The 14,538-nt window shown below is 35.1% G+C and carries 14 protein-coding genes; 10 read left to right on the plus strand and 4 right to left on the minus strand.

Annotation, left to right across the window (positions count from 1 at the left end; genetic code table 11):
- The first annotated feature begins 196 nt into the window (after positions 1-196).
- The gene (tyrS, locus tag JEM45_RS00835; protein WP_235678933.1) at positions 197-1,459 is read left to right on the plus strand and encodes a tyrosine--tRNA ligase; all 1,263 of its coding nucleotides are present in this window, start codon (positions 197-199) and stop codon (positions 1,457-1,459) included.
- A gap of 221 nt (positions 1,460-1,680) precedes the next feature.
- Here the strand turns inward: tyrS and JEM45_RS00840 are convergent, their stop codons facing one another.
- Positions 1,681-3,009, minus strand: coding sequence for a YjiH family protein (locus JEM45_RS00840; RefSeq protein WP_026866816.1), 1,329 nt, complete (start codon positions 3,007-3,009; stop codon positions 1,681-1,683).
- A gap of 147 nt (positions 3,010-3,156) precedes the next feature.
- Between JEM45_RS00840 and JEM45_RS00845 the strand changes: the two genes are divergently transcribed.
- On the plus strand, positions 3,157-4,107 hold the full coding sequence (locus JEM45_RS00845; protein ID WP_166626804.1) for a dipeptidase: 951 nt from the start codon (positions 3,157-3,159) through the stop codon (positions 4,105-4,107).
- Positions 4,108-4,143: 36 nt separating this feature from the next.
- Here the strand turns inward: JEM45_RS00845 and JEM45_RS00850 are convergent, their stop codons facing one another.
- Complete coding sequence (locus tag JEM45_RS00850) at positions 4,144-4,632, minus strand: COG3014 family protein (RefSeq protein WP_026866818.1); 489 nt, start codon at positions 4,630-4,632, stop codon at positions 4,144-4,146.
- Between the two features lie 106 nt (positions 4,633-4,738).
- Here JEM45_RS00850 and JEM45_RS00855 point away from each other — a divergent pair, with 106 nt between their 5' ends.
- The 6 genes from JEM45_RS00855 (at position 4,739) to JEM45_RS00880 (ending at position 11,956) form a co-directional block, all read left to right on the plus strand.
- Entirely contained in the window at positions 4,739-5,872 is a 1,134-nt protein-coding gene (locus JEM45_RS00855; RefSeq protein ID WP_198687541.1) for an MFS transporter, read from the plus strand.
- Positions 5,873-6,299: 427 nt separating this feature from the next.
- Positions 6,300-7,493 carry a DUF418 domain-containing protein gene (locus JEM45_RS00860; RefSeq protein ID WP_198687542.1) on the plus strand — a complete coding sequence of 398 codons (1,194 nt, stop codon included), beginning with the start codon at positions 6,300-6,302 and terminating at the stop codon, positions 7,491-7,493.
- 3 nt (positions 7,494-7,496) lie between these two features.
- Complete coding sequence (locus JEM45_RS00865) at positions 7,497-8,171, plus strand: response regulator transcription factor (protein ID WP_026866822.1); 675 nt, start codon at positions 7,497-7,499, stop codon at positions 8,169-8,171.
- A gap of 4 nt (positions 8,172-8,175) precedes the next feature.
- Positions 8,176-9,168, plus strand: a complete 993-nt coding sequence (locus tag JEM45_RS00870; protein ID WP_198687543.1) for a sensor histidine kinase — start codon at positions 8,176-8,178, stop codon at positions 9,166-9,168.
- Between the two features lie 102 nt (positions 9,169-9,270).
- Positions 9,271-10,032: an ABC transporter ATP-binding protein gene (locus JEM45_RS00875; protein WP_198687544.1), complete on the plus strand. Its 762-nt coding sequence runs from the start codon at positions 9,271-9,273 to the stop codon at positions 10,030-10,032.
- Positions 10,019-11,956 carry an FtsX-like permease family protein gene (locus JEM45_RS00880; protein ID WP_198687545.1) on the plus strand — a complete coding sequence of 646 codons (1,938 nt, stop codon included), beginning with the start codon at positions 10,019-10,021 and terminating at the stop codon, positions 11,954-11,956. Before JEM45_RS00875 ends, JEM45_RS00880 begins: the two co-directional genes overlap by 14 nt.
- A 104-nt stretch (positions 11,957-12,060) precedes the next feature.
- Here the strand turns inward: JEM45_RS00880 and queF are convergent, their stop codons facing one another.
- Complete coding sequence (gene queF / locus JEM45_RS00885; protein ID WP_198687546.1) at positions 12,061-12,549, minus strand: preQ(1) synthase; 489 nt, start codon at positions 12,547-12,549, stop codon at positions 12,061-12,063.
- A 133-nt stretch (positions 12,550-12,682) separates the two neighbouring features.
- Here queF and JEM45_RS00890 point away from each other — a divergent pair, with 133 nt between their 5' ends.
- Entirely contained in the window at positions 12,683-13,588 is a 906-nt protein-coding gene (locus JEM45_RS00890) for an alpha/beta hydrolase (RefSeq protein WP_198687547.1), read from the plus strand.
- 15 nt (positions 13,589-13,603) lie between these two features.
- On the opposite strand, the gene JEM45_RS00895 is transcribed toward JEM45_RS00890, so the two are convergent.
- Positions 13,604-13,822 carry a hypothetical protein gene (locus JEM45_RS00895; protein ID WP_198687548.1) on the minus strand — a complete coding sequence of 73 codons (219 nt, stop codon included), beginning with the start codon at positions 13,820-13,822 and terminating at the stop codon, positions 13,604-13,606.
- A gap of 77 nt (positions 13,823-13,899) precedes the next feature.
- On the opposite strand from JEM45_RS00895, the gene JEM45_RS00900 reads away from it, so the two are divergent.
- A complete protein-coding gene (locus JEM45_RS00900; protein ID WP_198687549.1) occupies positions 13,900-14,523 on the plus strand; it encodes a GNAT family N-acetyltransferase in 624 nt (207 codons plus the stop codon).
- Positions 14,524-14,538 lie beyond the last annotated feature (15 nt).

Here is a 14,538-nt window from a genome sequence, read left to right on the forward strand (position 1 = left end):
CTTTTTATTTGATTCAGAGAGCAGACGGATGGTGAGAGTCTGTGAGGATATCTAGATGAATACACTCATAAGTTAGTTTGAACGTCTAGAATTACGTATATTCTATTTAGAGATAAATTGTTTGGTGGTACCGTGTCAGCACCCATACTATATAGTATGGGTGCTTTTTTATTTATTAAAAAAATTATAGGAGGCTATTATGACAACTTTATTAGAAGATTTAAAATACCGTGGTATTATTTATCAGATGACTGATGAAGATGAAATCAACAAGATGTTAGAAAGTGAGAAAATTTCTTTATATTGTGGGGCCGATCCAACAGCAGATAGTTTACACATTGGCCACTTAGTCCCATTCTTAACGTTGAGACGCTTCCAGCTATATGGACATCGCCCAGTTGTCTTAATTGGCGGCGGTACTGGGATGATCGGAGACCCATCTTTTAAAGCAGATGAGCGTCAGCTTTTATCCGAAGCACAAATAGATGAAAATGTTAAGGGTATTAAAAAGCAAATGGAAACTATCTTTGACTTTAGTGATGAAAATGCTGCAGTACTCGTAAATAATAAAGACTGGTTACAAAACATCAGTTTAATATCTTTCCTAAGAGATTACGGTAAACATGTTGGGTTGAACTACATGTTATCGAAAGATGCAATCCAAACGAGATTGGAAACTGGTATTTCATATACAGAATTTACTTACACGATTTTACAAGCAATTGACTTTGGTCACTTAAATAAAGAATTCAATGTGCGCATGCAGATTGGTGGATCAGATCAGTGGGGTAATATCACTAGTGGTCTTGAATTAATGAGACGTATGTATGGTACGACGAATTCAGAAGGCTTAACTATTCCACTGATTACGAAAGCTGATGGTAAGAAATTTGGTAAGACCGAGTCAGGAAATATTTGGCTCGATAAAAACCGTACATCGCCTTATGAATTCTACCAGTTCTGGTTAAACCAATCAGATGAAGATGTTATTAAATTCTTGAAACTATTTACCTTTGTAGAACGAAAAGAAATTGAGTCACTAGAAGAATCAGTTGCAACTGAGCCACACTTAAGAAAAGCTCAAAAACGTTTAGCCGAAGAAATTACTGAATTTATACATGGTAATGACGGACTTGAAGAGGCGAAAAAAGTAACAGAAGCATTATTTAGTGGAGATATTAAATCGTTAGATGCGAGTCAAATTAAAGATGCGCTTAAAGATGCACCATCTGCTACAGTTGAAGCTGAAGACAACAATTTAGTAAAAGTCCTTGTAAATGCTGGTATTTCATCATCAAGAAGACAAGCACGTGAGGATATTCAAAACGGTGCAATCTACATCAATGGTGAAAGACAGCAAAACTTAGAACATGAAATCTCAGAAGCGGATAAGGTAGACAATGATTTCACGGTGTTCAGACGTGGTAAGAAGAAATACACGATTGTATATTACAAATAAAAATAGGCTTGGACATGAGTCCAAAGTGCGCACTTGATCCCTTGGGAAGACAAGTGCGTTTTTTCTATACATGAGGTAATTATTGATGACGAATAGAATTTTAAAGCCATTATTCTATAAATCGTTATTGCCTAAGGGACTTATAGAATTAAAATCACAATTTAAATACAAGCACAAAAAAACGACATGAGAATCCGTAGATCCTCATGTCGTTTACTGTATTAAAAGATTAAGAACGCAGCAATAATAATAATTGGTAAGGTAATCACTGTTCTTATCAAGAAGATTGTGAAGAGTTTTCCGAGTCCTAGTGGAATCTTAGAGCCTAAAATTACACCACCGACTTCTGATAAGTAGATTAACTGGGTAATACTCATGGCACCAACAATGAAGCGGGTCATGTCTGATTGTACGCCTTCAATTAAAATCGCTGGTAGGAACATATCAGTAAAACCGATGAATAATGTTTCTGACATTGCCTGAGCTTCTGGTATACCAATCAATTCTAGAAGCGGTACAAAAGGTAGGCCGAGCCAAGTAAATATTGGTGTGTATTCTGCTAATATTGTACCAAGTGTACCAATTGCCATAACGACTGGTAGTACGCCAAACCAAGTATCAAACACAGTCTTAATACCTTCTTTAACTAGTGAAACAAAACCTGGTGACTTTTCTGCCTTTGTTAAAGCTTGTTTATATCCCCAAGAGAATGGATTATGACCTTGTGGAATTATTTCTTCCAGTTCAGATCCATCATTATAATAGCTATCTTCAATCTTAGATAATGGTGGAATTCTCGGCATAATCAAGGCTGCAATTACACCAGCAATAAATATTGTTAAATAGAATGGACCAAACAAATGCATCAGTCCAATTAAGTCTAAAATAACAATTGTAAATGTAATCGATACGACTGAAAACGTCGATGCAATAACACTAGCTTCGCGTTTTGAGTAATATCCATCCTCATATTGTTTACTCGTTAGGATGACACCGACAGTACCATCTCCAACCCATGAAGCTAAGTTATCAACTGTTGAACGTCCAGGTAGGGTGAATACGGGACGCATGAATTTCGCAAACAGCGTGCCAACAAACTCTAACAATCCATAGTTTAATAATAACGGTAAGAAGAAACCAGCAATAATGAATACCGTGAATAAGGTTGGCTGTAAATCATTTAAAATCATGCCACCTGTACTAGAAGAAGTAATCATCTCGGGACCGACACCATAATAAGCAAGAACTGCAAATATTGCACCGATTGCTCTTAAAGTGACCCAAAAATGACTGGTATTAAAAATACTAGACCAGAATCCAGTATCAATTTTTAATATCCAAGTAAACAATATGCTCATTATGGCCGCAAAGACAATCGTAATGACAACAAGTAATGTAATCGTTTCAACTGAAATTAGTTCAATTATCCAGTTAGCTAAAAAGGCAACAGGAACTGTTGTTTCACCATCAATATTAAGGGGAACAAGAAACATAAAGATCCCAAATAAGGATGGTAATAAAAATTTAAGGAATGTAGTAGATCTTGTCATATGATAACCTCTTTATTTATAGATTTATAAAGCTCATTGAATGTATTAAATAATTATACATCATAATGTATAAAAGTAAATAAGTAAACGTTTTCATTTGAATGTATTATATTATAATAGATATAAGATTAAAAGGGGAGAGTTAAAATGAATATTATTGATACACATTGCGATGCTTTATTGAAATTACAGAGTGACCAGCGTAGTACTCATGGCTACTATGGTAGGAAAAGAAATTTAAATTATTTAGATTCTAAAGAAATTGATACTAATATGAAACGTAGGATTGAAGGGAATGTAAAAGTTCAGTTCTATGCAATCTTTATATCACCAACAATCCCTGATAATGAAAAATGGCAGCATGCACTAGAACAAGTTGATGCTTTTTATAATGAAGTACTCACAATGGATAAGATGGTGCACATAAAGAAATTATCCGATATCAATAATTTAAAAGAAGATGAATACGGAGCGGTACTAACCCTAGAAGGTGCCGATGCGATTGGCAATGACTTAATGAAATTAAGAACCTTATTTCGCTTAGGTGTCCTATCAGTTGGTTTAGTATGGAATAATGCTAACTTAGTTGCTGATGGTGTGGGGGAAACTCGCGGCACTGGCTTAAGTAAACTTGGTAACCAAGTAGTAGAAGAATGCAATAAACATGACGTTTTAATTGATGTGAGTCACTTAAACGTTCACGGCTTTGAAGATGTGATTGAAAAAGGTAAGCATGTATTCGCCAGTCATTCTAATTCACGCACAATAATGGATCATCCTAGAAATCTCTACGATGAGCAAATCATTAAACTCGTTCAAAAGGGTGGTATGGTCAATATCGTCTTTTGCCCAGCATTTGTCGGAGAAGGGAACCTTGTTATTGATGACCTCTTAACACATATCGATAAAATCCGTGAACTCGGCGCAGAAAAACACATTGGTCTCGGTTCAGACTTCGATGGTATTCCGAATTTCGTCGCTGATCTCGAAGACTCAGGTGACTACCCGAACCTTATGTCGGCTATTGAGGTACGATACGGTAAAGATTTTGCTGAAGATATTGCATCAAGGAACTTCATTAATAACTTTTGTTCATAAAAAACTAGGTCGCTATATAGCGACCTAGGTCATTACTTATTCATTATTTTCACTGATGAGCTGATCGATATCAGCTCTATTTTTTTGGACTTCTTCTTCTAGGTTTTGAATCTCTTCAAGCTGTTGATTGATGTCTTCACTTAGCGACGCATCTTCAAAAGGATTGACTATAAAGAACTCAGAATTAATTTCTGAATACAATTCCATTAATGTTCGTAAATTATCTAAGTAGGTTTGAATCGCCTCTTGGACTTCGATATGTGCTTCATCAGACAAGGTATAATTATCTATTGTTTGTTTAAAATCATCGATTCTAGGAATAATACCTTCATTGATATCTGCTAAGGCCTTGTCCCTGTTGGACTCTTCCTGTATATTCGTAACAGTTTCACTAATTTTTTTATTTAATTCAGAATCGTTTCTTTCAAAAGCTGAGGTCATCTGGCTATAGTTTTCTGTCGATTCACTAGAACATGCACTTAAAACTAAAAGAATAAAAGAAAAAAGTAATATATATCTTTTCATGGTCCACTCCTATGAATATAATATTTCTATCATTTAAAACGGTCATACTTTATTGTATAATAGCAGAGTTGCCCTTTAAAATAATTTACATATGGAGCGTTTATAAATGAACAAAAAATTAATCGTTACTTTTACCGTCGGTATCTTTTTGCTCGGTATGATGGAATTGATTGTATCCGGTATTTTGGAGCTGATGAGTAGTGATCTAGGTATCAGTCATGCTCTGACTGGACAGTTAATTACGGTCTATGCGATCAGCTTCGCAGTTTTTGGACCGATATTAATTCGTTTAACTGAAAATTTAAACTCTAAGCCTGTAGTTCTTCTATCCTTAGTTGTATTTATAATAGGTAATGTCGTTTTCGGTTTAGCTGACACATTCTTTATGCTTTCTGTCGGTCGTGTCATTACTGCCATGGCTGCTGCAGTGTTTATTGTAAAAATATTAGATATGACTGTGGTCTTATCTGAACCGAGAGTTCGTGGTAAGATGCTTGCTACAGTCTACATGGGTTTTAGTGCCGCAAACGTATTTGGGATTCCAATCGGTACGATTATCGGTGCTCAGTTTGGTTGGAGAATTATTTTCTTATTAGTCATTATCTTAGCAATTCTTGTAGGATTTGGTGTGATTTTGTTTGTTAACAGTAAGGCGCTTGATAGTGATATTCAACCAGGCGAACAAAAAAGTCGAATCACATCTAAAAGAAATGTCTCATTATATATTGCTGTGACATTGGCTGTGTTGATTGGTAACTATATTATCTTAGGTTATATCTCGCCACTTATGACGTCACATGGTTATACTTTAGAGAATGTTTCAATGGCCTTGTTGATTACAGGAGCAGGAGGGATGACTGGGACATATATTGGCGGTAATTTAGTCGATAAAATTGGTGCTAAACGTACAGTTATTACCATGCTTTCATTTTTCTTACTTAGTCTATTCATGATGCCATTCTTATATGATACACCGATTCTCTTCTATATTAATGTATTCTTATGGGTGCTCTTCCAGTGGGCAACTTCACCTGCAGTACAAGGTGGCCTAGTCGATAATATTGAGGGGTCGAGTTCAAATGTCTTCAGTTGGAACATGTCAGCACTAAATCTTGGTATCGGAATTGGGGCAGTTATCGGCGGCGTCTTCATCAACAATTTCGATATATCATATGGCCCTTGGTTAGGCTTTGTCATCGTCTTTATTGGTATGATTGCAGCCTTAAATATAAGAAACTAACGTGCTTAAATTTCAAATGTTGACGTTTATCCTGTATAATTAAAAGACCAAAAGGAGAGAGAATCATGTTAATGCGTTTGGTGTTGATTGTCATACTCAGTGTGGTTGCAATATTTCTTGTGAATTATACTGGATATACGTCCATTGAATATACTTGGAGTAACATATTATATGGTACGTTAATTATTATATTATGCATTGTTATATATAAAATCTTGGTGAGATTTTTGAGATTATTCTTGTTTATTGTTATTGTAGTTCCACTGGCTTTGATATGTTTTTACTATATATACACATATTTAACTGGTGCACCACCAGAATTTATGCAGTTTTAAAATCGCCTTTCTTTCATAAAGAAATGCGATTTTTTATTTTTACTAGTAAGATTAGGGTAAGTTAGAAATAAATAATCTTTAGAGGTGGACCAATGAATCAAAATCAACCTGTTTCATTTAAGGAAAGAATACATGAAATTGATGGCATTCGAGGATTTGCCTTGTTAGGTATCTTGATGATGAATATTATGGCATTTGCTGGTCCTGATATTGAGGACAGCTTGAATCCAGAGCGCAGTGAAATATACACAGGTTTTTGGAATGAACTGAGTTTATTTTTCATCAACACTTTTTTTACAACGAATTTTTTTACAATGTTTTCGTTCTTGTTTGGATTAGGATTTTTCATCTTTTTATCTAGAGCGGAACAAAAGGGTAAAAATCTTGCACCCTTGTTTTATAGAAGAATGTTTGTCTTATTAATCTTTGGTCTCCTACATGGAATATTTTTATGGTATGGCGATATTCTGTGGACCTATGCAATTGCTGGTGCACTTCTTTTCTTCTTCTATAGATTGAGTCCTAAGGTGAACGTGATTATTGCAGTACTGATATTAACAATGATCACAGGCTTAATTTTACTAGGGGCTCTAGCCTTATTCTTAATGGGCGATCAATCGATGGCTGGCTTTGCCTTTGAAATTGGAATGACCGATGCGATTCGTAGTGGTTCTTATAGTGAAGTTGTCAGTATGAATATGACCTTACTAGGAATCTCGGTTTCAGGAATGATTTTTGTTGTGCCAATTGTACTTGCAATGTTCTTAATCGGTTTATCTTTCGGTCAAATGAGAGTGTTTGAAAACTTACCTGCACATATGAACATGATAAAAAAACTAGCTTGGTATGGTTTAGGTATTGGTCTGCCAATTAAAATTGTGACAGGATATTTTACAACCTATGCAGGTGATAATGATATTTATTCAACACTTGGGCAACTCTCAAGTTCTTTAGGTGGTCCATTGATGTCACTCGGCTATGTTGCATTGATGCTAATTTTAATGAAGCACTTTAAAGGGCTTGTGAAAGTTCTACAACCAGTCGGTCAAATGGCTTTGACAAATTATATTGGTCAAACGATAATCATGTTACTTATCTTTTATGTTGGTGGTTTATTTAATCGTGTGGATGCAATTTATTTTGTGCCAATCGTACTCGTTGTTTTCACTGTGCAAATTATTTTATCTAAGATGTGGATGTCTAATTTTTCATATGGTCCACTAGAGTGGATATGGAGAACACTGACATACTTAAATGTAATGCCGATCAAGAAAAAAGGGGTCTAATCAATGAAGTTACTCATTATAGAAGATGATATGGTACTTTTAGATGAGCTTTTTAAAAGGTTCAATGAATGGGATATAGACGCATTTGGAATAAAGGATTTTAGCGATGTAATGAACGATTTTATAGAGGTCAAACCTAACTTAGTCATCATCGACATTACACTTCCAAAATATGACGGATTCTATTGGTGCAGAATGATTAGAAATATTTCTAGTGTCCCCATTATTTTTCTATCCTCGAGGGATCATCCTGCTGATATGGTCATGAGCATGCAAATGGGTGCGGATGACTATGTCCAAAAGCCTTTTAACTTTGAAGTGTTAAATGCAAAGGTTCAAGCGTTATTAAGACGAACTTATGAGTATAAGGCAACTGACGTCAGTGTTTATAAATATAGGAACGCTGTTTTTGATTTTAAAAAGTTGAAAATTATCATGGAAGAAAATGAAGTTGAACTAACAAAAAATGAATCTTATATCTTATCAATTTTGGCTCAAAACATAGATGAGGTCATCTCAAGGAATGATATTATTGAATCCCTATGGGATGACTCTAGATTTATTAGCGATAATACATTGACTGTGAACGTAAATCGCCTGAGAAAAAAACTTGAGGAAATAGGGTTAGACGATGCGATTGAAACAAAGACAGGTAGTGGTTACGTCTTAAAGGGGTAAAATAATGTACTTTAAAGAAAATATTAATATCGCTGTTTTGTTTATAATAATGAATAGTTTTATAGTACTTATAGGAATACTTGATAACGGTATTCCAAACGTTTCTGTTATCTACTTGATTTTATTTAATCTTTTAATCTTTATAATATATTTAGCTTGGGATTTTGTGAGAAAGTGGACGTTTCAAAATGAGTTTGATGCCTTAGGTAACCTAAATGATGTGGAAACTGTAGACCAACCCTTAGTAAATACTCAAAAGAAGATTTACGACAAGTTATATGAGTTAAGGCTTCATCATCAAGCAGAACTTGAGGAAGAAGCGGGGAGAACAAAGGAAAACTTAGATGAGCTGACACGGTTCATCCATGATATGAAGATGCCAGTCACAACCATGAAATTAATGATTGATGACTTAGAAGGCGATTATCATGACAAACTCCAAAGTGAATGGACCAGACTGAATAATATGCTGAACGAAATTTTATATCTTCAGCGACTGCCCAATATTAAAAATGATTTATATATTGAATCATTTAATATTAATGATTTGATTAAACACTCAATACTTAAGTTGAGAAGTGTGTGTATGGAAAAAAATATAGGTTTTGATGTTGAACTTAAATATGAGCATGTATATTCTGATAAAAAGTGGTTACAGTTCGTATTAGATCAAATTTTGACAAATAGCGTGAAGTATTCGAATGATAACGACATAGTCATTTCAGGGGAAATGGTGGCGGATCATTTACGACTTACAATCACTGATTTCGGACGAGGAATCGAAAGAAAAGATATAGATAGAATTTTTGACTCAGGATTTACATCAACGTCAGATCACGACGATAATCAATCTACAGGTATGGGGCTCTATTTAAGTCAGGAAGTGTGTAAGGTGTTAAATATAGACTTAAGCGCTCAGTCCACATATGGAGAATATACAACAATGACCTTAATATTTAATAAGGCAAATAAATTCTCTGATATCACTATGAAGTGACATTTTTGTCACTTCATAGTGCTTTTTGTTAGGAGATTCAAACGATAAAAGGATTTCTAGAGATTAAACTGGTATTAACAATTAAAACAGGAGGCAATTAATATGTTATTAAAAGCAACGAACATTAAAAAAAGTTACGGCAATAAGTTTAATCGCTCAGAAGTTTTAAAAGGTATTGATTTGAATCTAGAAAAGGGCGAGTTTGTTACCATCATGGGTGCCTCAGGCTCAGGTAAGACGACCTTACTTAATGTGCTCAGTTCAATTGACAAATTGACAAGCGGTCATATTTATATCGATGATTTTGACTTTACGAATTTAAAAGATAAGGAATTAGCAGACTTTAGAAAGACGGATTTAGGATTTATCTTTCAAGAATATAATCTCTTAGATACGCTAACGGTAAAAGAAAATATTATGTTACCTCTATCTATACGTTCGATGTCTAAATCAGAAGCGGAAAATCAATTCGAGACAATTGCTAGCCAACTCGGAATTAGTGATCTAAAGAACAAGTACCCTAGCCAAATCTCTGGAGGACAGGCTCAAAGAACGAGTGCTGCACGTGCATTTATCCACCAACCGAAAATTATTTTTGCTGATGAGCCAACCGGTGCGCTAGACTCAAAATCAGCAAGTGATCTGTTGAAAAAGCTACAGCAACTAAATGAAAATCTTAACACAAGTGTACTCATGGTCACACATGACGCAACTGCTGCGAGTTTCTCACATCGAGTGGTATTTCTAAAAGATGGTCTGGTGTATACATCACTTTCACGTGGCGACATGAGTCAGGATGATTACTACAGTGAAATTTTAGATACCCAACGCGTCTTAGGTGGTGTGCTTGATGAATCTAAATAGTTTAATCATCAAAAACTTTTCTAGAAACCTTAAAAACTACGCGCTGTATATCTTCGCACTTGTCTTTAGTGTTGCCTTGTTCTTTTCATTGCTAACACTGACATTTGACGAAAAGGCTGGCGAAGAAATTTCACAAAGTACTGCAATGAACGCCTTGTTCTCTGCCGGATCCGTTGTCATTGTGATTATCATAATATTCTTTGTCATGTTTGCGAATCTGATATTCATTAAGCGAAGACATAGGGAACTGGCACTTTACCAGTTAATCGGGATGAATAAGTCCAAGGTATTTAGAATTTTACTGGTTGAAAACTTTATCATATATTTTGGAAGTTTAGTTCTCGGTATCATTTTAGGATTCTTTATCTCTCGACTATTGTTGATGATTCTAATGAAAATCATTGGTGTTGACTTAATGGTTGAGATGAGTTTCTCTATGGTAGCAGCCCTCACCACAGCTGGCGTTTTTGTATTTATCTTCATTTGCTTATTAATACAAAATAGAATCTTCTTAGGTCGACATCAACTTATTGATCTATTGAAATTAAATAAGGTATCAGAGTCGAGTCAACGACCAATTGGTGTACCGACTGCCTTGTTTGGAATTCTCGGAATCGTTATGGTAGCAGTGGGATATTTCCTATCATCCCAGATGTTTGATATGGCCATGGAGATGCCAGTACTACTCCCCATTTTAATGTTAGGTATTTTGTTCTTAACGATTGTAGGGACTTATCTTATATTTAAATGTGGTGTCGCTCTAATTTTAAACTTCTTTAGAAAAAGAAAAGCTGGCCATGTTAATGTAAAAGATGTACTGTCTACGACATCTATTATGTTTAAGATGCGTTCAAATGCTTTCTTACTCACAATAATCACAGTCATTACAGCAATAAGCATTACAGCAATGTCACTATCGTATATTAACTTTTACTCGACCGAGAAAATGCTAGAAAGTACTGAACCATACGACTATACGGTTGAAACAAGTGAAGATATTGATTTCTATGAAGATATGTTAAATGATGAGGGATATAGCATTAGTCGTTACGAAAAAGAATTCCTATTATTTAATGTACAAATGGATAATCAAATGGAAACAAATTTAGCCAGTCAAGATATAGACGGTATACAATATCCTATCGTAAGTGATGCAGACTTTGAAGGTTATGATGTAAGTGAAAATGAAGTCTATGCAACAGGGACAATGGCAATCTTAGACTTTTTTACAGATCTAGAAGCCGGCACTCCTATGACCTTTACTACAACTGAAGGATTTGAAAAAACAGTACAAGTTTCAAAAGTATATTCTGAAGCAGTACTCCCAACACGGTTAACCTTTGGTATGCCGACACTAGTAGTGGACGATAAAGTATATAAAGAATTGATGGAAAACGAAGTAGTGTCTGAAATTGATGCTGAAAGGCCGACAGAACTTGCAGCCTTTAACATTGTTGAAGGAGACAATGAGGATGTATTAGAAATGATGGATAAGGAAGAAAATCCAGCATTCTCATCACAGCAAATGTCTTATAATGAGATGATTCAAACATCAGGTATTCTCATGTTTGTCTTAGGCTATTTAGGCTTTGCTTTCCTACTCACATCAGGTTGTATTTTATACTTTAAGCAAATTGATGAATGTGAAAGTGAAAAAGGATCTTACCAAGTCCTGAGAAAACTTGGATTCACAAATAATGAGATATTAAGAGGACTAGTCAATAAGATGGTTATATCCTTTGGTATTCCACTATTCATTGGATTACTTCATTCAATTTTTGCAGTCAGATCTGGTTGGTTTATATTCGGTGTTGAGATGTGGAGACCCACACTCCTCGTTATGCTCATCTACACAATTCTATACTCAATCTTTGCACTGATGTCACTCTTATATTATAAGAAGACAGTAAGTAAAAGCTTATAATAAAAAAGCCGGATGATAGCTTTTCAGGAGCATCGCGTAAGCATGTAGTCTTACGCTGATGCTTTTCCCTAGAAGTCTAACATCCGCTTTTTATAGGTTTAATCTTATCTATTATCTACTTTCTCTGGATACATATCATGATTTAACATTCTATGCGTACTCATTTCCTCATATTTAGTACCTGGTCGACCGTAGTTAACATAAGGGTCGATGGAAATCCCTCCACGCGGTGTGAATTTACCCCAAACTTCAATGTATTTTGGATCCATTAATTTCACTAGATCATCTAAGATCATATTCATGCTCGTTTCATGGAAGCCCCCGTGATTTCTATAGGAGAACAGGTAAAGTTTTAAAGCCTTACTCTCTACCATTTTGACATCAGGTATGTAAGAAATATAAACAGTAGCAAAGTCTGGTTGTCCTGTCATTGGACAGAGTGTTGTGAATTCTGGACAGTTAAATTTAACAAAGTAGTCTCTACCTGGATAGTCGTTATCGAAAGTTTCTAATATATCCGGATTGTATTCATAGTTATATGATACTTCTTGGTTTCCTAATAAGCTTAAATCTTTTGAGTACTCTTTTGTCATTACATTATCCTCCTAAATACATATAAATAATTTTGTCTACTTCATTATACATTTGTCTGAAATAGTTGTCTTTTATATATATTGAACTGAATTTTTTGATAATATTAAGGTAAGGAAGTGAGGCTTGAAATTTATGAATATAAAGAAATTTAAAATCGGTGATTACTATGCTGAAGTTACTGCGCTGCTCGGTGAAACTGGAGTGAGTTTTGAGAAGAAGCCTGCTGTGGTTATCTGTCCAGGTGGTAGTTACATGTATCTATCTAAAAGAGAGGGTGAACCTATTGCCTATGATTTTCTTAAGCGGGGTTATCAGGTATTTATACTAAGCTACTCAACGATCGGTACGATGATAGAAAGTGAAGGACGTCAAGCTTCAAGAGATGAACTCTATCAAATCGCTTCAATGGTAGAACCTGACAAAGTGCTTGGTTCTGAATTTCCAAATCCGTTAATTGAGCTTGCATTAACACTCTCACATATTAGAGAAAACATTCATGAATATAATGTAGATCCAGATAATATTGGATTAATTGGTTTTTCTGCAGGTGGACACTTAGCTGCAAGCCTCAGTGTTCATTGGAATAAAACGTGGTTAAGTGATTTAGTTGGTAAGGAATCACGTTGGTTTAAGCCGAATTTCCAAGTGCTTTCGTATCCAATTTTAGACTATGACTTAAACAGAGAAATTGCTGAAACTCGTGGTGTAGGAGATCCAATATATATGTCTATGGCGAGTCGTATGGTATTTGGTGCTGAAATTGACCCAGAAATTATAGACAAGGCGACCTTAAAAAACCATGTAGATCAAGATACCCCTAGAACTTTTATCTGGCATACGGTAGGAGACCGCTTGGTCTATGTGAAAAATGCACTTGATTTTGCAGATGCTCTAGAGAAAGCGGGTATTCCGTGGGAACTGCACACTTTTACAGAAGGTAATCACGGATTAAGTGTTGCGAGTGAAATTACTGGTAAAGTAAATAAGCATGTTCAAAATTGGGTTCCACTTATGTTTGAATGGTTAGAACTCAAATAAAAAAAGCCACTAATTTTAGCGGCTCACATAATCCAAATGATATTCCGTATACAATTCTGAGTGATGTGGGTAAATCAACTGTACGACGACATCCTTGTCATTGAAGTCAGGATGTTTTCTCACACATTCAAAAATAAAGTCGTCTACAGCAGATTGTTCTTCTTTTATATTATGGATTATTTTAAAGAAACTGTGATCTTCGTTGGAGTTCATGCATTTTACTAATATATTCATGTTAACCAACTCCTCAATATAAATATAACCGAAAGAAATATACTATAAACATATTAACTAAGAAAGAAGGGATTTCCATGAATTTCGTTAAACTAAACAAGCATGATATTGATGAAATGCTGGTCTTACAAGATTCTGTCTATGAATTTTTAGAGCAAAAAGAAGTGCTACAAAAGCTCTCTAGAAGTGAGTTTGAACAAGGTGTTGAACAAGGCTATACAGCTGGTGTCTTTGTTGATGATCAACTTGTTGCTTTAAGAACGATGTATATTCCGCACTTAGATGAAGACGAACATTTAGCTGACGATGTTCAAGTGCCACGTGAGCGCTCGATTTATTCGGAAATTTCTCTTGTGCACCCAGATCATAGAGGGCAAGGATTACAGACTAAAATGGGAGAGTTTCTAATCGATCAGGTTAGGGAGTCTGGTGATTTTGATTACATCTTTTCAACAGTTATGCCGTCAAACCTTGCGAGTCTAAAAGATAAATTTAGGCTTGGGTTTAAAATTATGCGTACAAGACTGAAATATAATGGTAAGAGAAGACACATTTTATATTTACCGCTTAATACAGAATTGACCAATCATGGGGAAGTCATCAAAGTTAAGTATGACAATTATGATTGGATGATGAATGACGGACAAAATTATATCGGGTGGCAACTCGAAGGCGATTTTATTGATTATTATAATAAGTAAAGCAAAGGTGGAAAG

This window comes from Jeotgalicoccus sp. ATCC 8456 (genome assembly GCF_016313225.1).
Taxonomy (GTDB): Bacteria; Bacillota; Bacilli; order Staphylococcales; family Salinicoccaceae; genus Jeotgalicoccus; species Jeotgalicoccus marinus.

Excerpts from the sequence above, each read along its gene's own strand:
- JEM45_RS00840 (WP_026866816.1), bottom strand. The coding sequence starts at position 3,009 with ATGACAAGATCTACTACATTCCTTAAATTTTTATTACCATCCTTATTT.
- JEM45_RS00845 (WP_166626804.1), top strand. The coding sequence starts at position 3,157 with ATGAATATTATTGATACACATTGCGATGCTTTATTGAAATTACAGAGT.
- JEM45_RS00850 (WP_026866818.1), bottom strand. The coding sequence starts at position 4,632 with ATGAAAAGATATATATTACTTTTTTCTTTTATTCTTTTAGTTTTAAGT.
- JEM45_RS00855 (WP_198687541.1), top strand. The coding sequence starts at position 4,739 with ATGAACAAAAAATTAATCGTTACTTTTACCGTCGGTATCTTTTTGCTC.
- JEM45_RS00860 (WP_198687542.1), top strand. The coding sequence starts at position 6,300 with ATGAATCAAAATCAACCTGTTTCATTTAAGGAAAGAATACATGAAATT.
- JEM45_RS00865 (WP_026866822.1), top strand. The coding sequence starts at position 7,497 with ATGAAGTTACTCATTATAGAAGATGATATGGTACTTTTAGATGAGCTT.
- JEM45_RS00870 (WP_198687543.1), top strand. The coding sequence starts at position 8,176 with ATGTACTTTAAAGAAAATATTAATATCGCTGTTTTGTTTATAATAATG.
- JEM45_RS00875 (WP_198687544.1), top strand. The coding sequence starts at position 9,271 with ATGTTATTAAAAGCAACGAACATTAAAAAAAGTTACGGCAATAAGTTT.
- JEM45_RS00880 (WP_198687545.1), top strand. The coding sequence starts at position 10,019 with ATGAATCTAAATAGTTTAATCATCAAAAACTTTTCTAGAAACCTTAAA.
- queF (WP_198687546.1), bottom strand. The coding sequence starts at position 12,549 with ATGACAAAAGAGTACTCAAAAGATTTAAGCTTATTAGGAAACCAAGAA.
- JEM45_RS00890 (WP_198687547.1), top strand. The coding sequence starts at position 12,683 with ATGAATATAAAGAAATTTAAAATCGGTGATTACTATGCTGAAGTTACT.
- JEM45_RS00895 (WP_198687548.1), bottom strand. The coding sequence starts at position 13,822 with ATGAATATATTAGTAAAATGCATGAACTCCAACGAAGATCACAGTTTC.
- JEM45_RS00900 (WP_198687549.1), top strand. The coding sequence starts at position 13,900 with ATGAATTTCGTTAAACTAAACAAGCATGATATTGATGAAATGCTGGTC.